Genomic DNA, 16,279 nt, shown 5'->3' on the forward strand with positions numbered 1-16,279 from the left:
GAGACAGACATGGCCAAGATTTCCAGCGCGGACCTGCTCGACGCCTTCAAGGAGATGACCCTCCTGGAGCTGTCCGACTTCGTGAAGCAGTTCGAGGAGACCTTCGACGTCACCGCTGCTGCCCCCGTGGCCGTCGCGGCCGCCGCCCCCGCCGGTGGCGGCGGTGGCGGTGGCGACGAGGCCGCCGCCGAGCAGGACGAGTTCGACGTCATCCTCGAGAGCGCCGGCGACAAGAAGATCCAGGTCATCAAGGAGGTGCGCGGCCTGACCTCGCTCGGCCTCAAGGAGGCCAAGGACCTGGTCGACAACGCGCCGAAGCCGGTCCTGGAGAAGGTCGCCAAGGACGCCGCTGACAAGGCCAAGGCCGCCCTCGAGGGCGCCGGCGCCACCGTCACCGTCAAGTGACCCCTCACCCGGCGGTCTCGATCGCCGGGTACGTCACGGTCACGTGACCCCTCACCCGGCGGTCTCGATCGCCGGGTACGTCACGGTCACGTGACCCCCTCCCCGGTCTGACCGGGGAACGCACCACCGCACGGCAGCAGGGGCCGTCCTCCTCCGGGAGGGCGGCCCCTGCTGCGTCCCCCGCCCGGGCGACCCTCCCGGCACGCCCGGGGGATGCGTGGAGATCCGGGTCACGCAAACCCCGTGACACACGTAACCTGTTGCTCGCATCGTCGTTACTGGTCAGTAGAAGCGCGTTGCGGGCACCCGACATGCGGACCGGCCCGGGACGTCGCACACTGCCGGGGCTCGTCGATGCGACGAGGCGGGGACCGGCAACGCAGCCGGATCGGAGGGGCGGGCAGTCGTGGGCGTCGCAGTCGAGGTCGAAGGGCTGACCAAGTCGTTCGGGAGCCAGAACATCTGGAGCGACGTCACCCTGACCTTGCCCCCGGGTGAGATCTCGGTGCTCCTCGGCCCGTCCGGCACCGGCAAGTCGGTGTTCCTCAAGTCCCTGGTCGGGCTCCTGAAGCCCGAGAAGGGCTCGATCGTCATCAACGACACCGACATCGTCCGGACCAGCGAGCACAACCTCTACGAGGTCCGGAAGCTCTTCGGCGTGCTGTTCCAGGACGGCGCGCTGTTCGGGTCGATGAACCTCTACGACAACATCGCCTTCCCGCTGCGCGAGCACACGAAGAAGAGCGAGTCGGAGGTCAGGTCCATCGTCCTCGAGAAGATGGACATGGTCGGTCTGCAGGGTGCGGAGGGGAAGCTCCCCGGGGAGATCTCCGGCGGGATGCGCAAGCGCGCCGGGCTCGCGCGGGCCCTCGTCCTCGACCCCGAGATCATCCTGTTCGACGAGCCCGACTCCGGGCTCGACCCGGTGCGCGTGGCCTACCTCAACCAGCTGATCGTCGACCTCAACGCGCAGATCGACGCCACCTTCCTGATCGTCACGCACGACATCGGCACCGCCCGCACCGTGCCCGACAACCTCGGCCTGCTCTTCCGCCGCAACCTGGTGATGTTCGGCCCGCGCGAGCAGCTGCTCACCTCGCAGGAGCCGGTCGTCCGGCAGTTCCTCAACGGCCGGCGCGAGGGCCCCATCGGCATGAGCGAGGAGAAGGACGTCGCGCAGGTCGAGGCCGAGATGAAGCAGCTCGAGGCGCGCGGCGGGGACTCGCACAACGGGGTCGGCCCGAAGGGTGCGAGCGGTGGGGACGCCGTCCCGCCGCAGCTGACGCCCACCGAGGGCCTGCCCGAGCGCAAGGCCGAGCGCCGGCGCCAGGAGCGGGTCGCCCGCATGCTGCACGAGTTCGACGAGGAGACGCAGGCCGCCATCCGGAAGTCGCTGCCCGAGGACCTCCTGGCCAAGGCCGACTCGGGCGCCTACACCTCCACCCCCGGTTCGGGCGGCCGCCACTGGGCCCCCGAGGCCGACGCCGGCGCCCGCGGCGCGACCGCCACGCTGCCCCGGCAGGGCGGTGAGGGGTGACGGCGACCGACAAGCCGAAGGCCCCCGGCCTGCTCGACGGGAAGTTCTCGCCGACCCGTCCCCTCGCCGCCAGCGGCAACCTCTTCGCCTTCGCCCTGGACGTCGTCCGCGCGCTGCCCAAGCGGCCGTTCCAGGTCCGGGAGTTCCTCCAGCAGGCGTGGTTCATCGCCAGCGTGACGATCATCCCGACCGCGCTGGTCGCGATCCCCTTCGGCGCGGTCATCGCGCTCCAGCTCGGCTCGCTGACCCGCCAGCTGGGCGCGCAGTCGTTCACCGGGTCGGCGTCGGTGCTCGCCGTCCTGCGCGAGGCCAGCCCGATCGTGACGGCCCTGCTCATCGCCGGTGCCGGCGGCTCGGCCATCGCCGCCGACCTCGGCGCCCGCAAGATCCGCGACGAGATCGACGCCATGGAGGTGCTGGGCATCAGCCCCATCCAGCGCCTCGTCGTCCCGCGGGTGCTCGCCTCGATGCTGGTCGCCGTCCTGCTCAACGGCCTGGTCAGCGTCGTGGGCGTCGCGGGTGGCTACTTCTTCAACGTCGTCCTCCAGGGCGGCACACCGGGTGCCTACCTGGCGTCGTTCAGCGCCCTGGCCCAGGTCGAGGACTTCTGGTCCGGCGAGATCAAGGCGCTGATCTTCGGCCTGATCGCGGCCATCGTCGCCTCGTACAAGGGGTTGCGGGCCGGAGGTGGGCCCAAGGGGGTCGGTGACGCGGTGAACCAGTCCGTCGTCATCACGTTCCTCCTGCTGTTCGCGGTGAACTTCGTGATCACCGCGATCTACTTCCAGCTCGTGCCGCCGAAGGGTCAGTGAGATGGCCCTGCTCTCGACCTCGGACAAGATCCGGGTCAACCTGCGCAAGCTGAAGCGGACGTACCAGAAGCCGCTCGGCACGCTGGACGACCTCGGCGACCAGATCTCCTTCTACGCCCGCGCGCTGGCGTGGACGCCGCGCACCCTGCGGCGCTACAAGAAGGAGACCTTCCGGCTGCTCGCCGAGGTCACCTTCGGGACCGGCGCGCTGGCGGTCATCGGCGGCACCGTCGGGGTCATCGCCTTCCTGTCGTTCTTCACCGGCACCGAGGTCGGCCTGCAGGGTTACGCGGCCCTCGACCAGCTGGGGACGTCGGCCTTCACCGGCTTCCTCTCGGCGTACTTCAACACCCGGGAGATCGCCCCGCTGGTCGCCGGTCTGGCGCTGTCGGCGACCGTCGGCTGCGGCTTCACCGCCCAGATCGGCGCCATGCGGATCAACGAGGAGATCGACGCACTCGAGGTCATGGGCGTGCCCTCGCTCCCGTTCCTGGTGACGACGCGCATCGTCGCCGGGTTCATCGCCGTCATCCCGCTCTACGTGCTGGGCCTGCTCACCAGCTATTTCGCCACCAGGACCATCGCGACCACCGCCTACGGGCAGTCGACGGGCACCTACGACCACTACTTCAACCTCTTCCTGCCACCGCAGGACGTGCTGTGGTCGTTCCTGAAGGTCCTCGTCTTCTCCGTCGTGATCATCCTGACCCACTGCTACTACGGCTACCGCGCCAGCGGCGGCCCCGCGGGCGTCGGGCTGGCGGTGGGCCGGGCGGTCCGGTTCTCGATCGTGGCGGTCAACATCATCGACCTGTTCCTGTCCCTGGCCATCTGGGGCTCGACGACGACAGTCCGGATCGCGGGGTAGCGCGCGATGAGCAAGAAGATCCGCATCCGGCTGCAGGGGCTGGCGTTCCTCGTCGTCCTGGCGATGCTGCTCGGGCTCGCGGTGGCGCAGTACAACAAGGTGTTCACCGACGTCGCCCGCGTGACGCTGGAGACCGACACGGCCGGCAACCAGCTGCAGGAGGCCTCCGACGTCAAGGTGCGCGGGGTGATCGTCGGCGACGTCCGCGACGTCCAGGCCAGCGCCGAGGGCGCGACGATCGACCTGGCGATCAAGCCCGAGTACCTCGAGCAGATCCCCGCCGACGTGACCGCCCGGCTGCTGCCCAAGACGCTGTTCGGCGAGCGGTTCGTCTCCCTGGAGCTGCCCGAGTCGCCCGCGCAGGAGCGGCTGGCCGACGGCGACGTCATCGGTCAGGACCGGAGCGAGAACGCGATCGAGCTGCAGCGGGTGATCGACGACCTGCTCCCGCTGCTGCAGACGGTCGAGCCGCAGGACCTCAGCTACACGCTGGGCGCGGTCGCCGACGCGCTGCGGGGCAGCGGCGACGACCTCGGCGCGAACCTGGCCTCGACCGGCCGCTACATCGGCGAGCTCAACACGGTGCTTCCGGAGCTGCAGGACGACATCAGCCTGCTGGCCGACTTCGCCGACACCTACGACGCCGCCGCCGACGACCTGCTCGGGGTCCTCGACAACCTCGCGGTCACCAACACGACGCTGGTCGACCAGCAGGAGCAGCTGCGCCGCACCTTCACCGTCGGCGACAGGGCGGCCCGGACGACCGCCGGGTTCCTCGAGGTCAACGAGCAGAACATCATCTCCGTGGCGGCGTCGTCCCGGCCCGTCCTCGGCGTCTTCGCGAAGTACTCGCCGAGCTACCCCTGCATCCTCGAGGGCCTGACCCGCGCGGCGCCGCTGACCACGGAGTCCTTCGGCGGCGACGGCGACCCGGCGCTGAACCTCAACATCGTGGTGAGCTTTCCGCCGCGGAACCCCTACGTGCCCGGGGACCAGCCGGAGTACCTCGACCAGTCCGGCCCCGACTGCCAGGGCCTGGCCGACATCGACGGGCTGATCGCCGCCTCGCAGAACGGCGACTACTACTGCCCGACGCCGCCGGCGGACGGCGTGGACTCGGCGGACAACCCGTCGACCGGGAACCCGATCTGCCTCGGCGGCAGCGGCCCGACCGACGTGCCGCCGGGCGCCGGTGACCCCAACCCGACGGTGGGCCAGTCGCTGCCCTACCAGCTCGCCGGATCGACGGCGGAACTCGATTTCGTGCGCAGCATCCTGGGCTACCAGACCGGCCGCGAGCCCGGCCGGGTGTCCGACCTGGCGGCGTCCACGCTGGCGCCGCTCCTGCGGGGGACGCAGGTGCTGCTGCGATGAGGGAGAAGATGCGCGGCCTCGTCGGCCCCCTGGTCAAGCTGATCGTCTTCGGGCTGGTCACGATCCTGGCCAGCTACGTGCTGATCAGCACCATCACCAACGCCGGGTACGGCGAGCAGATCGCCTACCGGGCGGAGTTCTCCGACGTCGCCGGCCTCGTGGAGGGCGACGAGGTCCGCATCGCCGGGGTCCGCGTGGGGCAGGTGACCGGCATCGGCCTGGCCGAGGGCACCGACCGCCCGGTCGCGTCCGTCGAGCTCGAGGTGTCCGCCGACGTGCCGCTGCCCACCGGCGTCCAGGCCGCCATCCGCTACCGCAACCTGGTCGGGCAGCGCTACATCGCGCTGACCGACGGCGACGGATCGGCGGGGGAGACCCTCGAGGAGGACGACGTCATCCCGCTCGCCCAGACGACGCCGGCGCTGGACCTGACCACCCTGTTCGGCGGCTTCCGCCCGCTGCTGCAGGCGCTCTCGCCGGCCGACATGAACCGGCTGTCCTACGAGATCATCCAGGTCTTCCAGGGCGAGGGCGGGACCGTCCAGAGCCTGCTAGGCCACGTGGCCTCGCTGAGCGACTCGCTCGCGGACAAGGACGCCGTCATCGGCAGCATGATCGACAACCTGACGACCGTGATGAACACCGTCGCCGACCGCGACCAGCAGCTGTCCGACCTGGTCGTGAGCCTGCAGCAGTTCGTCACCGGCCTCGCCGGCGACCGCGAGGCGATCTTCGACTCGCTGCAGACGATCGACACCCTGGCGGTCGCGACGACCGACTTCCTCGAGGACGCCCGGGCGCCGCTGGCAGCCGACATCCAGGCGCTGGGCGACCTCTCCACGAACCTGGCCGCCGACGGCGACAAGGTGGAGGAGTTCCTCCAGCTCTCGCCGGTGAAAATCGACCTGATCACCCGCACGGCCATCAACGGCAGCTGGTTCAACTTCTACCTGTGCGCCGCCGGCGGGACGGTCACCCTGCCCGGCACTCCCCTCACCGGCGGCCAGGAGGTCGGCCAGCAGTTCCGGTTCGACAGCGGGGCGGAGGGGTGCAGCTGATGGCGCGCGAGTCCAAGCCGTTCCGCGACCGCAACCCGGTCACCATCGGCGCGATCAGCCTCTCGGTCATCGCGCTGCTGGTGTTCCTGGCGTTCAACGCTCAGTCGCTGCCCCTCATCGGCGGCGGCACCGTCTACAAGGCCCAGTTCTCCGAAGCCGCCGGGCTCCAGCCCGACGACGTCGTCCGCGTCGCCGGCGTCAAGGTCGGCAAGGTGGAGAGCCTGTCGCTCGAGGACGGCGTCGTGCTCGTCGAGTTCCGCGTCAAGGACGCCTTCGTGGGGGACCGCTCGGAGGCGGCCATCAAGATCGAGACGGTGCTGGGCGCGAAGTACCTCGCGCTGGTGCCGCGCGGATCCGGCGAGCTCGACCCCGACCAGCCCATCCCGGTGGAGCGCACCGCCTCCCCGTACGACGTCGTCGAGGCCTTCGCGGACCTGTCCACCACGGTGGAGGAGCTCGACACCGAGCAGCTGGCCAGCTCCTTCGAGGTGCTGGCGGAGACCTTCGCCGAGACCCCGGACGAGGTGCGGACCTCGCTGCAGGGCCTGGCCCGGCTGTCGGACACCATCGCCTCGCGCGACCAGCAGCTGCAGGAGCTGCTGTCGGCCACCCGGCAGGTGAGCCAGGTGCTGGCCGACCGCAACGGCGAGTTCACCCAGCTGATCCTCGACTCCAACACCCTGCTCACCGAGGTGCAGGAGCGGCGGGCGCTGATCGACTCGATCCTCACGAACGTGCAGGACCTCGCCGAGCAGCTGTCCGGCCTGGTCGCGGACAACCGGGAGGCGCTGACCCCGACGCTCCAGCAGCTGTCGACGGTCACCGACATCCTCAGCCGCAACCGGGCCGCGCTGGCCGAGACGGTGAACAACTTCGCGCCCTTCGTGCGGGTGTTCACCAACACCCTGGGCAACGGGCGCTGGTTCGACAGCTTCGTGAACGACTTCCTGCCGACCGTCCTCGGCTCGGTGGTGTGCGGCACCGTCTCGCAGACGCCGCTCCCGGTCGGCTGTTCGGAGGAGACGGGATGAGCGGCTCCCTGCAGCGCGGCGTGGCACTGGCCGCCGCCTTCGTCCTGCTGGCGGCCCTGGGCTGGACGGTGCTCCGCCCCGCCGGCCAGTATCGGGTGACGGCGTACTTCACCGGCACCGTCGGCCTCTACGAGGGATCCGGCGTGAGCATCCTCGGAATCGACGTCGGCGACGTCGCCGAGATCACCGCCCTGGGCGACCAGGTCCGCGTCGTCATGGACATCGACGACGACTACGACATCCCCGCCGACGCGCAGGCCGTCGTCCTCGCGCCGTCGCTGGTCTCCGACCGGTACGTGCAGTTCTCCCCGGTGTACGACGGTGGCCCGACGCTCGAGGACGGCGACGAGATCCCGCTCGACCGCACCGCCACGCCGGTCGAGCTGGACCAGGTGTACGGCGCGCTCGACGAGCTGTCGGCCGCGCTGGGGCCCGACGGCGCCAACGCGAACGGGGCGCTGTCCGACCTCGTCGACGTCGGTGCCGCCAACCTCGACGGGAACGGCGAGTCGCTCAACCGCACGCTGACCGGCTTCTCGCAGGCGGTCGAGACCCTGGCGACCAACCGGGACGACCTGTTCTCCTCGCTGGACAACCTGCAGACCTTCACGACGGCGCTCGCGACCGTCGACGCGCAGGTCGGCCAGTTCAACGACAACCTCGCCGCGGTGTCGGAGCTGCTGGCCGACGAGCGCGAGGACCTCGCGGCCGCGGTGCAGCTGCTGTCCCGGGCCCTGGCCGACGTGGCCGGCTTCATCCAGGACAACGCGACGCTGCTGACCACGAACGTGAACCGGCTCGCCGACGTGACCCTCTCCCTCGTGCAGCAGCGGTCGGCGCTGGCGGAGGTCCTCGACGTCGCGCCGGCGGCGCTGGGCAACCTGGCCCACGCCTACAACCCCGACTACGGCACGCTCGACACCCGCGACAACAGCCTCGGGGCAGCGAACGCCGAGGTCCTGGTGTGCGGCGCGCTCTCGCAGCTCGGGCGGATCGAGCTCCAGCTCCCGGTGCAGCTGGACCCGCTGAACCCGGTGCCGCTGCCGACCACGATCGACTCGATCTGCTCGCGGCTGCTCTCCGGCGACGCCAACGCCGACGGCGTCCTCGACGACCTCAACGGCAACGGCCGGCCGGACTACGAGGAGCTGCGCGAGGCGCTGCAGGGCGCCATCGGTGGCGGCGGCTCCCGGCCCACCCCGGTCGGGCTGCCCGCGATCCCGGGGGTGACCGGATGACCCGCCGAACGACACGGATGACCGCACTGGTGGCCGGGGCCCTGCTGCTCAGCGGCTGCGGCTTCCGCGGCGCCTACTCGTTCAGCCTTCCCGGCGGAGCCGACCTCGGCGACGACCCGTACGAGGTCGAGGTCGAGTTCCTGGACGTGCTGGACCTGGTCCAGCAGTCGGCCGTCCGCGTCGCGGACGTGCCGGTCGGCCGGGTCGAGAAGATCGAGCTGGACGAGGAGGACTGGTCGGCGCGGGTCACCATCGTGGTGAACGGCGACGTCGACCTGCCCGCCAACGCCGTCGCCGCGATCCAGCAGTCCTCGCTGCTCGGCGAGAAGTACGTCGAGCTGGCGCCGCCGGGCAACGCCGAGCCCTCCGGCGACCTGCGCGACCGGCCGCTGATCCCGCTCGAGCGCACGAACCGCAACGTCGAGGTCGAGGAGCTGCTGGGCGCGCTGTCGCTGGTGCTCAACGGCGGCGGGCTGGCCCAGCTCCAGACCATCAACCGCGAGCTCGGCGAGGCGATGGAGGGCCGCGAGGACGAGCTGAAGGGCACCCTCGACCAGCTCGACACCTTCATCGGCGGGCTGGACGAGCAGAAGTCCGAGATCAGCCGGGCGCTGGACAGCGCCAACCGGCTGGCCGAGACGCTCGCCTCCCGCACGGCGACCATCCGGACGGCCCTGGACACCATCGGCCCCGGTCTCGACGTCATCAACCAGCAGCGCGAGCTGCTGGTCTCGATGCTCGAGAGCCTGGCGCGGCTCGGCGACGTCGGCACGCGGGTGATCAACCAGTCGGCCGCCAACACCGTGGCAGACCTCCAGCTGCTGCAGCCGATCCTCAGCCAGCTGGCCGCAGCGGGGCCCAACCTGGCCGGCTCGCTGGAGCTGCTGCTCACCTACCCGTTCCCGGACAGCTCGCTGACCGCGCTCAACTACCGGGAGGCGCAGACCGGTGGGTACGGCCTGTTCACCAACATGACCGCCGAGGTCAACTTCGACCTGACCGAGCTGCTCTGCCGGTACGCGATCGACCAGCTGACCGGAGCGCTCAAGATCCAGCCCGTCGGCGAGGAGTGCGGCGCGCCCGGCTCGCCGCCGGGCAACGCCGGCACCACCGGCGGCCAGCAGCAGCCGACGCAGTCGGCGCTGTCCCTGCCGACGCTGCCCGGCGTCGTGGGCCAGGTGCCCGGGGTGGGGGAGGCGACCGGCCGCATCGGTCTGCCGCAGATCCCGGGGGTGACCCAGTGATCGCGCGGAAGGTCAAGTTCCAGCTGCTGGCCTTCGCCGTGGTCGCGCTGCTGGGCATGTCGTACCTGAGCTTCAAGTACATCGGCCTGGACCGCGTGCTGCTCGGCAACGGCTACGAGGTCGCGGCCGACTTCAGCGACTCCGGCGGCATCTTCGTCAACGCGGAGGTCACCTACCGCGGGGTGGCGGTCGGCCGGGTCAGCGACATGCAGCTGGTGGACGACGGCGTCCGCGTCGTCCTGACCATCGACCCCGACACCGACCCCATCCCGGCGTCGACGTCGGCGTTCGTGGCCACGCGCAGCGCGGTCGGCGAGCAGTACGTGGACCTGCGGCCCGACACCGACCAGGGCCCGTTCCTGGAGGACGGCGCGGTCATCCCGCAGGACCGGACCGGCATCCCGGTGCCGGTGGAGCAGCTGCTGCTCAACATCGACACACTGGTCGGCTCGATCGACCAGGACAACCTCCGGACCGTCGTCGACGAGCTGGGCAAGGCCTTCGCCGGGGCCGGCGACGACCTCGGTCGCCTGATCGACAACGGCGACGTCCTGCTGGCCCGGGCGGAGGAGTCGCTGCCCCAGACGCTGCGGCTGATCACCGACGGGCGGACCGTGCTCGAGACCCAGGTGGCCAGCCGCTCGGCGATCCAGACGTGGGCCGCCGAGCTGCGCACGTTCACCGACACCCTGGTCGACATCGACCCCGACCTGCGCGGCCTGCTGGTGAACGCACCCGACGCGAGCGAGCAGCTCGACCGCCTCGTCACCGACGCCGGGCCGGGCCTTGGCTCGCTCCTGCGCAACATCGACATCCTCAACGGCGTCACGATCCCGCGGCTGGACGCCGTCGAGCAGCTGCTGGTCACCTACCCCGACGTCGTCTCCGGCAACTTCACCGTCGTCCGCCGCGACGCCGACGGCGTGATGCGCTCGCACTTCGGCTTCGTGCTCAACGCCGGCGACCCGCACGCCTGCACGACCGGCTACATCCCGACCACGCAGCTGCCGAGCGAGGGCGCCGTGGCGACCGCCGACGTCGACTCGGTCTCCTGCGACGTCATCAACGGGGTCGACCCGAACCCTGGGGACGGCTACGACGAGAACGGCTCCGACATCCGTGGCGAGCAGAACATCGGCCGGTCCGGCGGCACCCGGTCCAGCGGGCCGCAGGGCTCGACCGCCGGTCAGATCCCGCCGCTGAGCGGGATCCCGGGTCAGGTGCTCGGGCAGCTGCTGTCGGCCAACCCGTTCTCCTTCACCGTCGGGTGAACCGCGGCATGCCGCTCACCCCCACCACGACCGGACAGGGAGAATCCCCCGCGTGACGAGCGAAGCGCGCCCCCTGGAGGAGGAGGTCGACACCTCCGGCACCCCCGGCGGCACGGACACCCCCGAACCTCCGGAGACCGCGGACGCCACCGCGGCCGAGGACGCCGCCCCGGCCGAGGACGCTGCCGGGACCGAGGACGCTGCGACGGACGACGAGCGCGCGGCGGCCGGTCAGGAGCCGCGCCGGGGGAGCGGGGACGACGGCGACCGCCCCCGCCGCGGCCGCCGGCTCTCCCTCCCGCTCGTCCCGACGCTGCTCGTGCTGCTCCTCCTGCTGCTGGGCGGCACGGCCTACCTCTGGTTCACCCGGCCCGACACCTCGTCGGTGCGCACGGGTGACTACGTCGAGGCGCTGCAGGCGGCCCGCTCGGGCGTGGTCGACGTGACGTCGTTCGACTACCTGACCCTCGACGACGACATCGAGCAGATCCGCCGGGTCACCACCGGCGACCTGCGCGAGGAGGCCGTCGCCGAGCTCGACTCGCGGCGGCAGCAGATCACCGACGCCGAGGCGGTCATCAACACCGAGGTCGTCGGCGGCGGCGTCACGAAGGCCGACGCCTCGACCGCCACCGTCTGGCTGGTGATCCAGTCGACCCAGGAGAGCAACCAGAGCGACCAGGCGCAGGTGGCGCGCTACCGCATCGAGGTCGCGATGGAGAAGGCCGACGGGCGCTGGCTGCTGTCGGGCATCAAGGGGACCGGGACCGAGAATGAGTGAGACCCCCGACGGCCGCACCCGGCCGACGCCGCGCCCGCGCCCGGGCGCCAAGCCCAGCCCACGGCCCCGGGTCGCCGGCAGCCGGCGCGACCGCGACGACGCCGCTCCCCGGACGGCGACGACCGGGACGACCGGAGCCACGAGCGCCGGCGCCGCGACCTCGTCGCGGGCGACCGCCACCGCGCGACCCAGGGCAGCGCGCACCGCGAGGACCCAGGCGGCACCGGCCGCCGACCGGTCGTCCGGCCGCCGGTTCCCGGCCCTCGCGCTGGTCCTGGCCCTGCTCTGCCTGGCGGCCGCAGCAGGAGGCGGGTTCCTGCTCTACCAGCGGCTGAACCCCACCTACGTGGACTCCTCGATCTTCGCCGCCGCCCGCGACGGCGTGCGGGCGCTCTACGCCTACGACTACGAGGACTCCGAGGGCAGCGTCCAGGGCAAGCTCGACGTGCTCACCGGTGAGCTGCGCGACCAGTACGAGGAGGACCTCGGCCAGGGCGGGATCATCGACACCTACGAGCAGGTGTCGGCGACGACCAGCTACGAGGTGCTCGAGGTCGGCCTGCAGCAGGTCAACGACGCGCAGGACACCGCCACCCTCGTCGTCTTCGGGCAGTACGTGGTCAAGTCGGTCAACAGCGGGGACCAGGCCGCGCCCGAGGGCTCGGAGTGCCTGGTCACCCCCGACGGCGCGCAATCGTGCACGCAGACGGTCCGGGTCCGCGTGGTGAAGGTCGACGGCGACTGGAAGATCGACGAGCTGACGCTGCTCACCACCAGCTGATCCGCCGGCGGATCGCACCGCCGCGCGGCGTGGCATTACCGAGGTGCCGCACCGGCTGGCATCATGGGCGGCGCACGCCCGCTGCACCCCGCTCGACGGGTCGCGGTCCCCGGGATGTGGCGCCGGTCGCACCGGCCCCCCCGGCGTGGACAGCGCGCTCGAGCAGGGGTAGGGTCTCCTGTTGCGCTGCCCTCTGACTACCTGCCCGCCACAGACGGGTCACCAGGGGTGCCCGGGAGCAGTCCCGGCCACCCGGTCGACCGTCCGGCTTGGACCCCCAGGGAGATCAGGCGGTCAGCCCGCCACTACCGACGACGACCCAGGACGAAACCCGCACAGACCCGCCCGCACGTCGTGAGGTCCTTGGAAGGACGCATCTTGGCAGGCTCTCGCCCCACCAGCACGCCCACCAGCACCACCGAAAAGAACATTACGAACGGCCCCCGCACCGGTGAGGCCGACCAGCAGAAGATCCCCGGCGCGCCGCTGCGCGTCTCCTTCGCGAAGATCAACGAGCCCCTCGAGGTCCCGGACCTGCTCGCCCTGCAGACCGCGTCCTTCGACTGGCTGATCGGCAGCCCCGAGTGGCGGGCCACGCTCGCTCCCGAGGAGCAGGCCGACGCCGTCGGCGGTCTGGCCGAGATCCTCGAGGAGATCTCGCCGATCGAGGACTTCAGCGGCTCGATGTCGCTGTCCTTCTCCAACCCGCGCTTCGAGGACGTCAAGGCGTCCCTCGAGGAGTGCAAGGACAAGGACATGACCTACGCGGCGCCGCTGTTCGTCACCGCCGAGTTCATGAACAACACCACCGGCGAGATCAAGTCGCAGACGGTGTTCATGGGCGACTTCCCGATCATGACGAACAAGGGCACCTTCGTCATCAACGGGACCGAGCGCGTCGTCGTGTCCCAGCTCGTCCGCAGCCCGGGCGTCTACTTCGACAAGACCCTGGACAAGACGTCGGACAAGGACGTCTTCAGCGCCAAGGTGATCCCCAGCCGCGGCGCGTGGCTGGAGTTCGACGTCGACAAGCGCGACACCGTCGGCGTCCGCATCGACCGCAAGCGCCGGCAGCCGGTCACCGTGCTGCTCAAGGCGCTCGGCTGGGGCGAGGACCGGATCCGCGAGCACTTCCAGTGGTCGCCGACCGTCCTGGCCACCCTCGAGAAGGACCACATCGCCGGGCAGGACGAGGCGCTGCTGGACATCTACCGCAAGCTCCGTCCGGGCGAGCCGCCGACGCGCGAGTCCGCCCAGGCGCTGCTGGAGAACCTCTTCTTCAACCCGAAGCGCTACGACCTGGCGAAGGTCGGCCGCTACAAGGTGAACAAGAAGCTCGGTGTCTCCGTGCCGCAGAGCACCAGCACGCTGACCGAGGACGACATCGTCGCCACCATCGAGTACGTCGTGCGTCTGCACGCCGGCGAGCCCGACCACGGCGTCGACGACATCGACCACTTCGGCAACCGTCGCCTGCGCACCGTCGGCGAGCTGATCCAGAACCAGATCCGGGTCGGCCTCTCCCGCATGGAGCGCGTGGTCCGCGAGCGGATGACGACCCAGGACGTCGAGGCGATCACGCCCCAGACCCTGATCAACATCCGGCCGGTCGTCGCCTCCATCAAGGAGTTCTTCGGCACCAGCCAGCTGTCGCAGTTCATGGACCAGACCAACCCGCTCGCGGGCCTGACCCACAAGCGCCGCCTGTCGGCGCTGGGCCCGGGTGGTCTGTCGCGTGAGCGCGCCGGCATGGAGGTCCGCGACGTGCACCCGAGCCACTACGGCCGGATGTGCCCGATCGAGACCCCGGAAGGCCCGAACATCGGCCTGATCGGCTCGCTGTCCTCGTTCGGCCGCGTCAACGCGTTCGGCTTCATCGAGACGCCGTACCGCAAGGTCGAGAACGGCACCGTCACCGACCAGATCGACTACCTGACCGCCGACGAGGAGGACCGCTTCGTCGTCGCGCAGGCCAACAGCCCGCTCGACGCGCAGGGTCGCCTCGCCGAGGAGCGCGTCCTGGTCCGCACCAAGGGCGGTGAGGTCGACTACCTCGCCCCCGAGAACGTGGACTACATGGACGTCTCGCCGCGGCAGATGACCTCGGTCGCGACGGCGATGATCCCGTTCCTCGAGCACGACGACGCCAACCGCGCGCTCATGGGCGCCAACATGCAGCGTCAGGCAGTCCCGCTGCTCCGTTCCGAGGCCCCGCTCGTGGGCACCGGCATGGAGCTGCGCGCCGCCGTCGACGCCGGCGACGTCGTGACCGCGGAGAAGGCCGGCGTCGTGGAGGACTCCACCGCCGACTACGTCACGGTCATGGCCGACGACGGCACCCGGCAGACCTACCGCCTGCTGAAGTTCCGCCGCTCGAACCAGGGGACGTCGATCAACCAGTCCCCGGTCGTCGAGGAGGGCCAGCGGGTCGAGGTCGGCCAGGTCATCGCCGACGGTCCGTGCACCGACCAGGGCGAGATGGCGCTGGGCAAGAACCTGCTCGTCGCCTTCATGCCGTGGGAGGGCCACAACTACGAGGACGCGATCATCCTGTCGCAGCGCCTCGTGCAGGACGACGTCCTGTCCTCGATCCACATCGAGGAGTTCGAGGTCGACGCCCGCGACACCAAGCTCGGTGCCGAGGAGATCACCCGGGACATCCCGAACGTCTCCGAGGAGGTCCTCGCCGACCTCGACGAGCGCGGCATCATCCGCATCGGCGCCGAGGTCGTCCCCGGCGACATCCTCGTCGGCAAGGTCACGCCGAAGGGCGAGACCGAGCTGACCCCCGAGGAGCGGCTGCTCCGCGCGATCTTCGGCGAGAAGGCGCGCGAGGTCCGCGACACGTCGCTGAAGGTCAAGCACGGTGAGTCCGGCAAGGTCATCGGCGTCCGCGTGTTCTCGCGCGAGGACGGCGACGAGCTGCCCGCCGGCGTCAACGAGCTGATCCGGGTCTACGTCGCCCAGATGCGCAAGATCTCCGACGGCGACAAGCTCGCCGGACGCCACGGCAACAAGGGCGTCATCTCGAAGATCCTGCCGCAGGAGGACATGCCGTTCCTCGAGGACGGCACCCCGGTGGACATCGTCCTGAACCCGCTCGGCGTGCCCGGCCGCATGAACGTCGGCCAGGTGCTGGAGACCCACCTCGGGTGGATCGCCAAGCAGGGCTGGGAGGTCAACGGCGACCCGGACTGGGCGAAGAACCTGCCCGAGGCCGCCAAGGCCGCCGCTCCCGGCACCCGGACCGCCACGCCGGTGTTCGACGGCGCCAAGGAGGACGAGATCATCGGCCTCCTCGGCTCGACGATCCCGAACCGCGACGGCGACCGGATGGTCAAGGAGACCGGCAAGGCGCGGCTGTTCGACGGCCGCTCCGGGGAGCCCTTCCCCGAGCCGATCTCGGTGGGCTACGTCTACATCCTGAAGCTGCTGCACCTGGTCGACGACAAGATCCACGCCCGGTCGACCGGCCCGTACTCGATGATCACGCAGCAGCCGCTGGGTGGTAAGGCGCAGTTCGGTGGCCAGCGCTTCGGCGAGATGGAGTGCTGGGCGATGCAGGCCTACGGCGCGGCCTACGCGCTGCAGGAGCTGCTCACCATCAAGTCCGACGACATCCTGGGTCGCGTCAAGGTCTACGAGGCGATCGTCAAGGGCGAGAACATCCCGGAGCCGGGCATCCCGGAGTCCTTCAAGGTGTTGCTCAAGGAGCTGCAGTCGCTCTGCCTGAACGTGGAGGTCCTCTCCGGCGACGGCCAGGCGATCGAGCTGCGCGACACCGACGACGAGGTCTTCCGGGCCGCGGAGGAGCTGGGCATCGACCTGTCCCGCCGCGAGCCCTCCAGCGTCGAGGACGTCTAAGCGTGCCGCCGGCCG

13 protein-coding genes are annotated in these 16,279 nt (G+C 70.6%); all 13 read left to right on the forward strand.

All coding sequences use genetic code 11. The features are described from left to right. Positions 1-9: 9 nt before the first annotated feature. Positions 10-405 carry a 50S ribosomal protein L7/L12 gene (gene rplL / locus DCS98_RS09140; protein WP_116451041.1) on the forward strand — a complete coding sequence of 132 codons (396 nt, stop codon included), beginning with the start codon at positions 10-12 and terminating at the stop codon, positions 403-405. 406 nt (positions 406-811) lie between these two features. Next, positions 812-1,942: an ABC transporter ATP-binding protein gene (locus DCS98_RS09145; RefSeq protein WP_116451042.1), complete on the forward strand. Its 1,131-nt coding sequence runs from the start codon at positions 812-814 to the stop codon at positions 1,940-1,942. After that, positions 1,939-2,754 carry an MlaE family ABC transporter permease gene (locus tag DCS98_RS09150; RefSeq protein WP_241037396.1) on the forward strand — a complete coding sequence of 272 codons (816 nt, stop codon included), beginning with the start codon at positions 1,939-1,941 and terminating at the stop codon, positions 2,752-2,754. Before DCS98_RS09145 ends, DCS98_RS09150 begins: the two co-directional genes overlap by 4 nt. Before the next feature lies 1 nt (position 2,755). Further along, positions 2,756-3,622 (forward strand): MlaE family ABC transporter permease, encoded by an 867-nt coding sequence (locus DCS98_RS09155; RefSeq protein ID WP_241037398.1) that lies wholly within the window; start codon positions 2,756-2,758, stop codon positions 3,620-3,622. Positions 3,623-3,628: 6 nt separating this feature from the next. Continuing rightward, on the forward strand, positions 3,629-4,996 hold the full coding sequence (locus DCS98_RS09160) for an MCE family protein (protein ID WP_116451043.1): 1,368 nt from the start codon (positions 3,629-3,631) through the stop codon (positions 4,994-4,996). Continuing rightward, positions 4,993-6,054, forward strand: coding sequence for an MCE family protein (locus DCS98_RS09165; RefSeq protein ID WP_116451044.1), 1,062 nt, complete (start codon positions 4,993-4,995; stop codon positions 6,052-6,054). Before DCS98_RS09160 ends, DCS98_RS09165 begins: the two co-directional genes overlap by 4 nt. Beyond that, positions 6,054-7,085 carry an MCE family protein gene (locus DCS98_RS09170; RefSeq protein WP_116451148.1) on the forward strand — a complete coding sequence of 344 codons (1,032 nt, stop codon included), beginning with the start codon at positions 6,054-6,056 and terminating at the stop codon, positions 7,083-7,085. Before DCS98_RS09165 ends, DCS98_RS09170 begins: the two co-directional genes overlap by 1 nt. Then, on the forward strand, positions 7,082-8,323 hold the full coding sequence (locus DCS98_RS09175; protein WP_116451045.1) for an MCE family protein: 1,242 nt from the start codon (positions 7,082-7,084) through the stop codon (positions 8,321-8,323). Before DCS98_RS09170 ends, DCS98_RS09175 begins: the two co-directional genes overlap by 4 nt. 17 nt (positions 8,324-8,340) lie before the next feature. Further along, positions 8,341-9,567 (forward strand): MCE family protein, encoded by a 1,227-nt coding sequence (locus tag DCS98_RS09180; RefSeq protein WP_241037400.1) that lies wholly within the window; start codon positions 8,341-8,343, stop codon positions 9,565-9,567. After that, the gene (locus DCS98_RS09185; protein WP_116451047.1) at positions 9,564-10,838 is read left to right on the forward strand and encodes an MlaD family protein; all 1,275 of its coding nucleotides are present in this window, start codon (positions 9,564-9,566) and stop codon (positions 10,836-10,838) included. The genes DCS98_RS09180 and DCS98_RS09185 overlap by 4 nt, the downstream gene beginning before the upstream one ends. Before the next feature lie 52 nt (positions 10,839-10,890). Then, positions 10,891-11,619: a hypothetical protein gene (locus DCS98_RS09190; protein ID WP_116451048.1), complete on the forward strand. Its 729-nt coding sequence runs from the start codon at positions 10,891-10,893 to the stop codon at positions 11,617-11,619. Further along, a complete protein-coding gene (locus DCS98_RS09195) occupies positions 11,612-12,400 on the forward strand; it encodes a hypothetical protein (RefSeq protein WP_116451049.1) in 789 nt (262 codons plus the stop codon). Before DCS98_RS09190 ends, DCS98_RS09195 begins: the two co-directional genes overlap by 8 nt. A 378-nt stretch (positions 12,401-12,778) precedes the next feature. After that, a complete protein-coding gene (gene rpoB, locus DCS98_RS09200; protein ID WP_241037403.1) occupies positions 12,779-16,264 on the forward strand; it encodes a DNA-directed RNA polymerase subunit beta in 3,486 nt (1,161 codons plus the stop codon). The last annotated feature ends 15 nt before the right edge of the window (positions 16,265-16,279 follow it).

The organism is Blastococcus litoris (assembly GCF_003075095.1).
Taxonomy (GTDB): Bacteria; Actinomycetota; Actinomycetes; order Mycobacteriales; family Geodermatophilaceae; genus Blastococcus_B; species Blastococcus_B litoris.

What these genes read in the sequence shown, in the direction of transcription:
- DCS98_RS09165 (WP_116451044.1), top strand. Translation starts at nt 4,993, where the DNA reads ATGAGGGAGAAGATGCGCGGCCTCGTCGGCCCCCTGGTCAAGCTGATC.
- DCS98_RS09175 (WP_116451045.1), top strand. Translation starts at nt 7,082, where the DNA reads ATGAGCGGCTCCCTGCAGCGCGGCGTGGCACTGGCCGCCGCCTTCGTC.
- DCS98_RS09170 (WP_116451148.1), top strand. Translation starts at nt 6,054, where the DNA reads ATGGCGCGCGAGTCCAAGCCGTTCCGCGACCGCAACCCGGTCACCATC.
- DCS98_RS09180 (WP_241037400.1), top strand. Translation starts at nt 8,341, where the DNA reads ATGACCGCACTGGTGGCCGGGGCCCTGCTGCTCAGCGGCTGCGGCTTC.
- DCS98_RS09155 (WP_241037398.1), top strand. Translation starts at nt 2,756, where the DNA reads ATGGCCCTGCTCTCGACCTCGGACAAGATCCGGGTCAACCTGCGCAAG.
- DCS98_RS09195 (WP_116451049.1), top strand. Translation starts at nt 11,612, where the DNA reads ATGAGTGAGACCCCCGACGGCCGCACCCGGCCGACGCCGCGCCCGCGC.
- rplL (WP_116451041.1), top strand. Translation starts at nt 10, where the DNA reads ATGGCCAAGATTTCCAGCGCGGACCTGCTCGACGCCTTCAAGGAGATG.
- DCS98_RS09160 (WP_116451043.1), top strand. Translation starts at nt 3,629, where the DNA reads ATGAGCAAGAAGATCCGCATCCGGCTGCAGGGGCTGGCGTTCCTCGTC.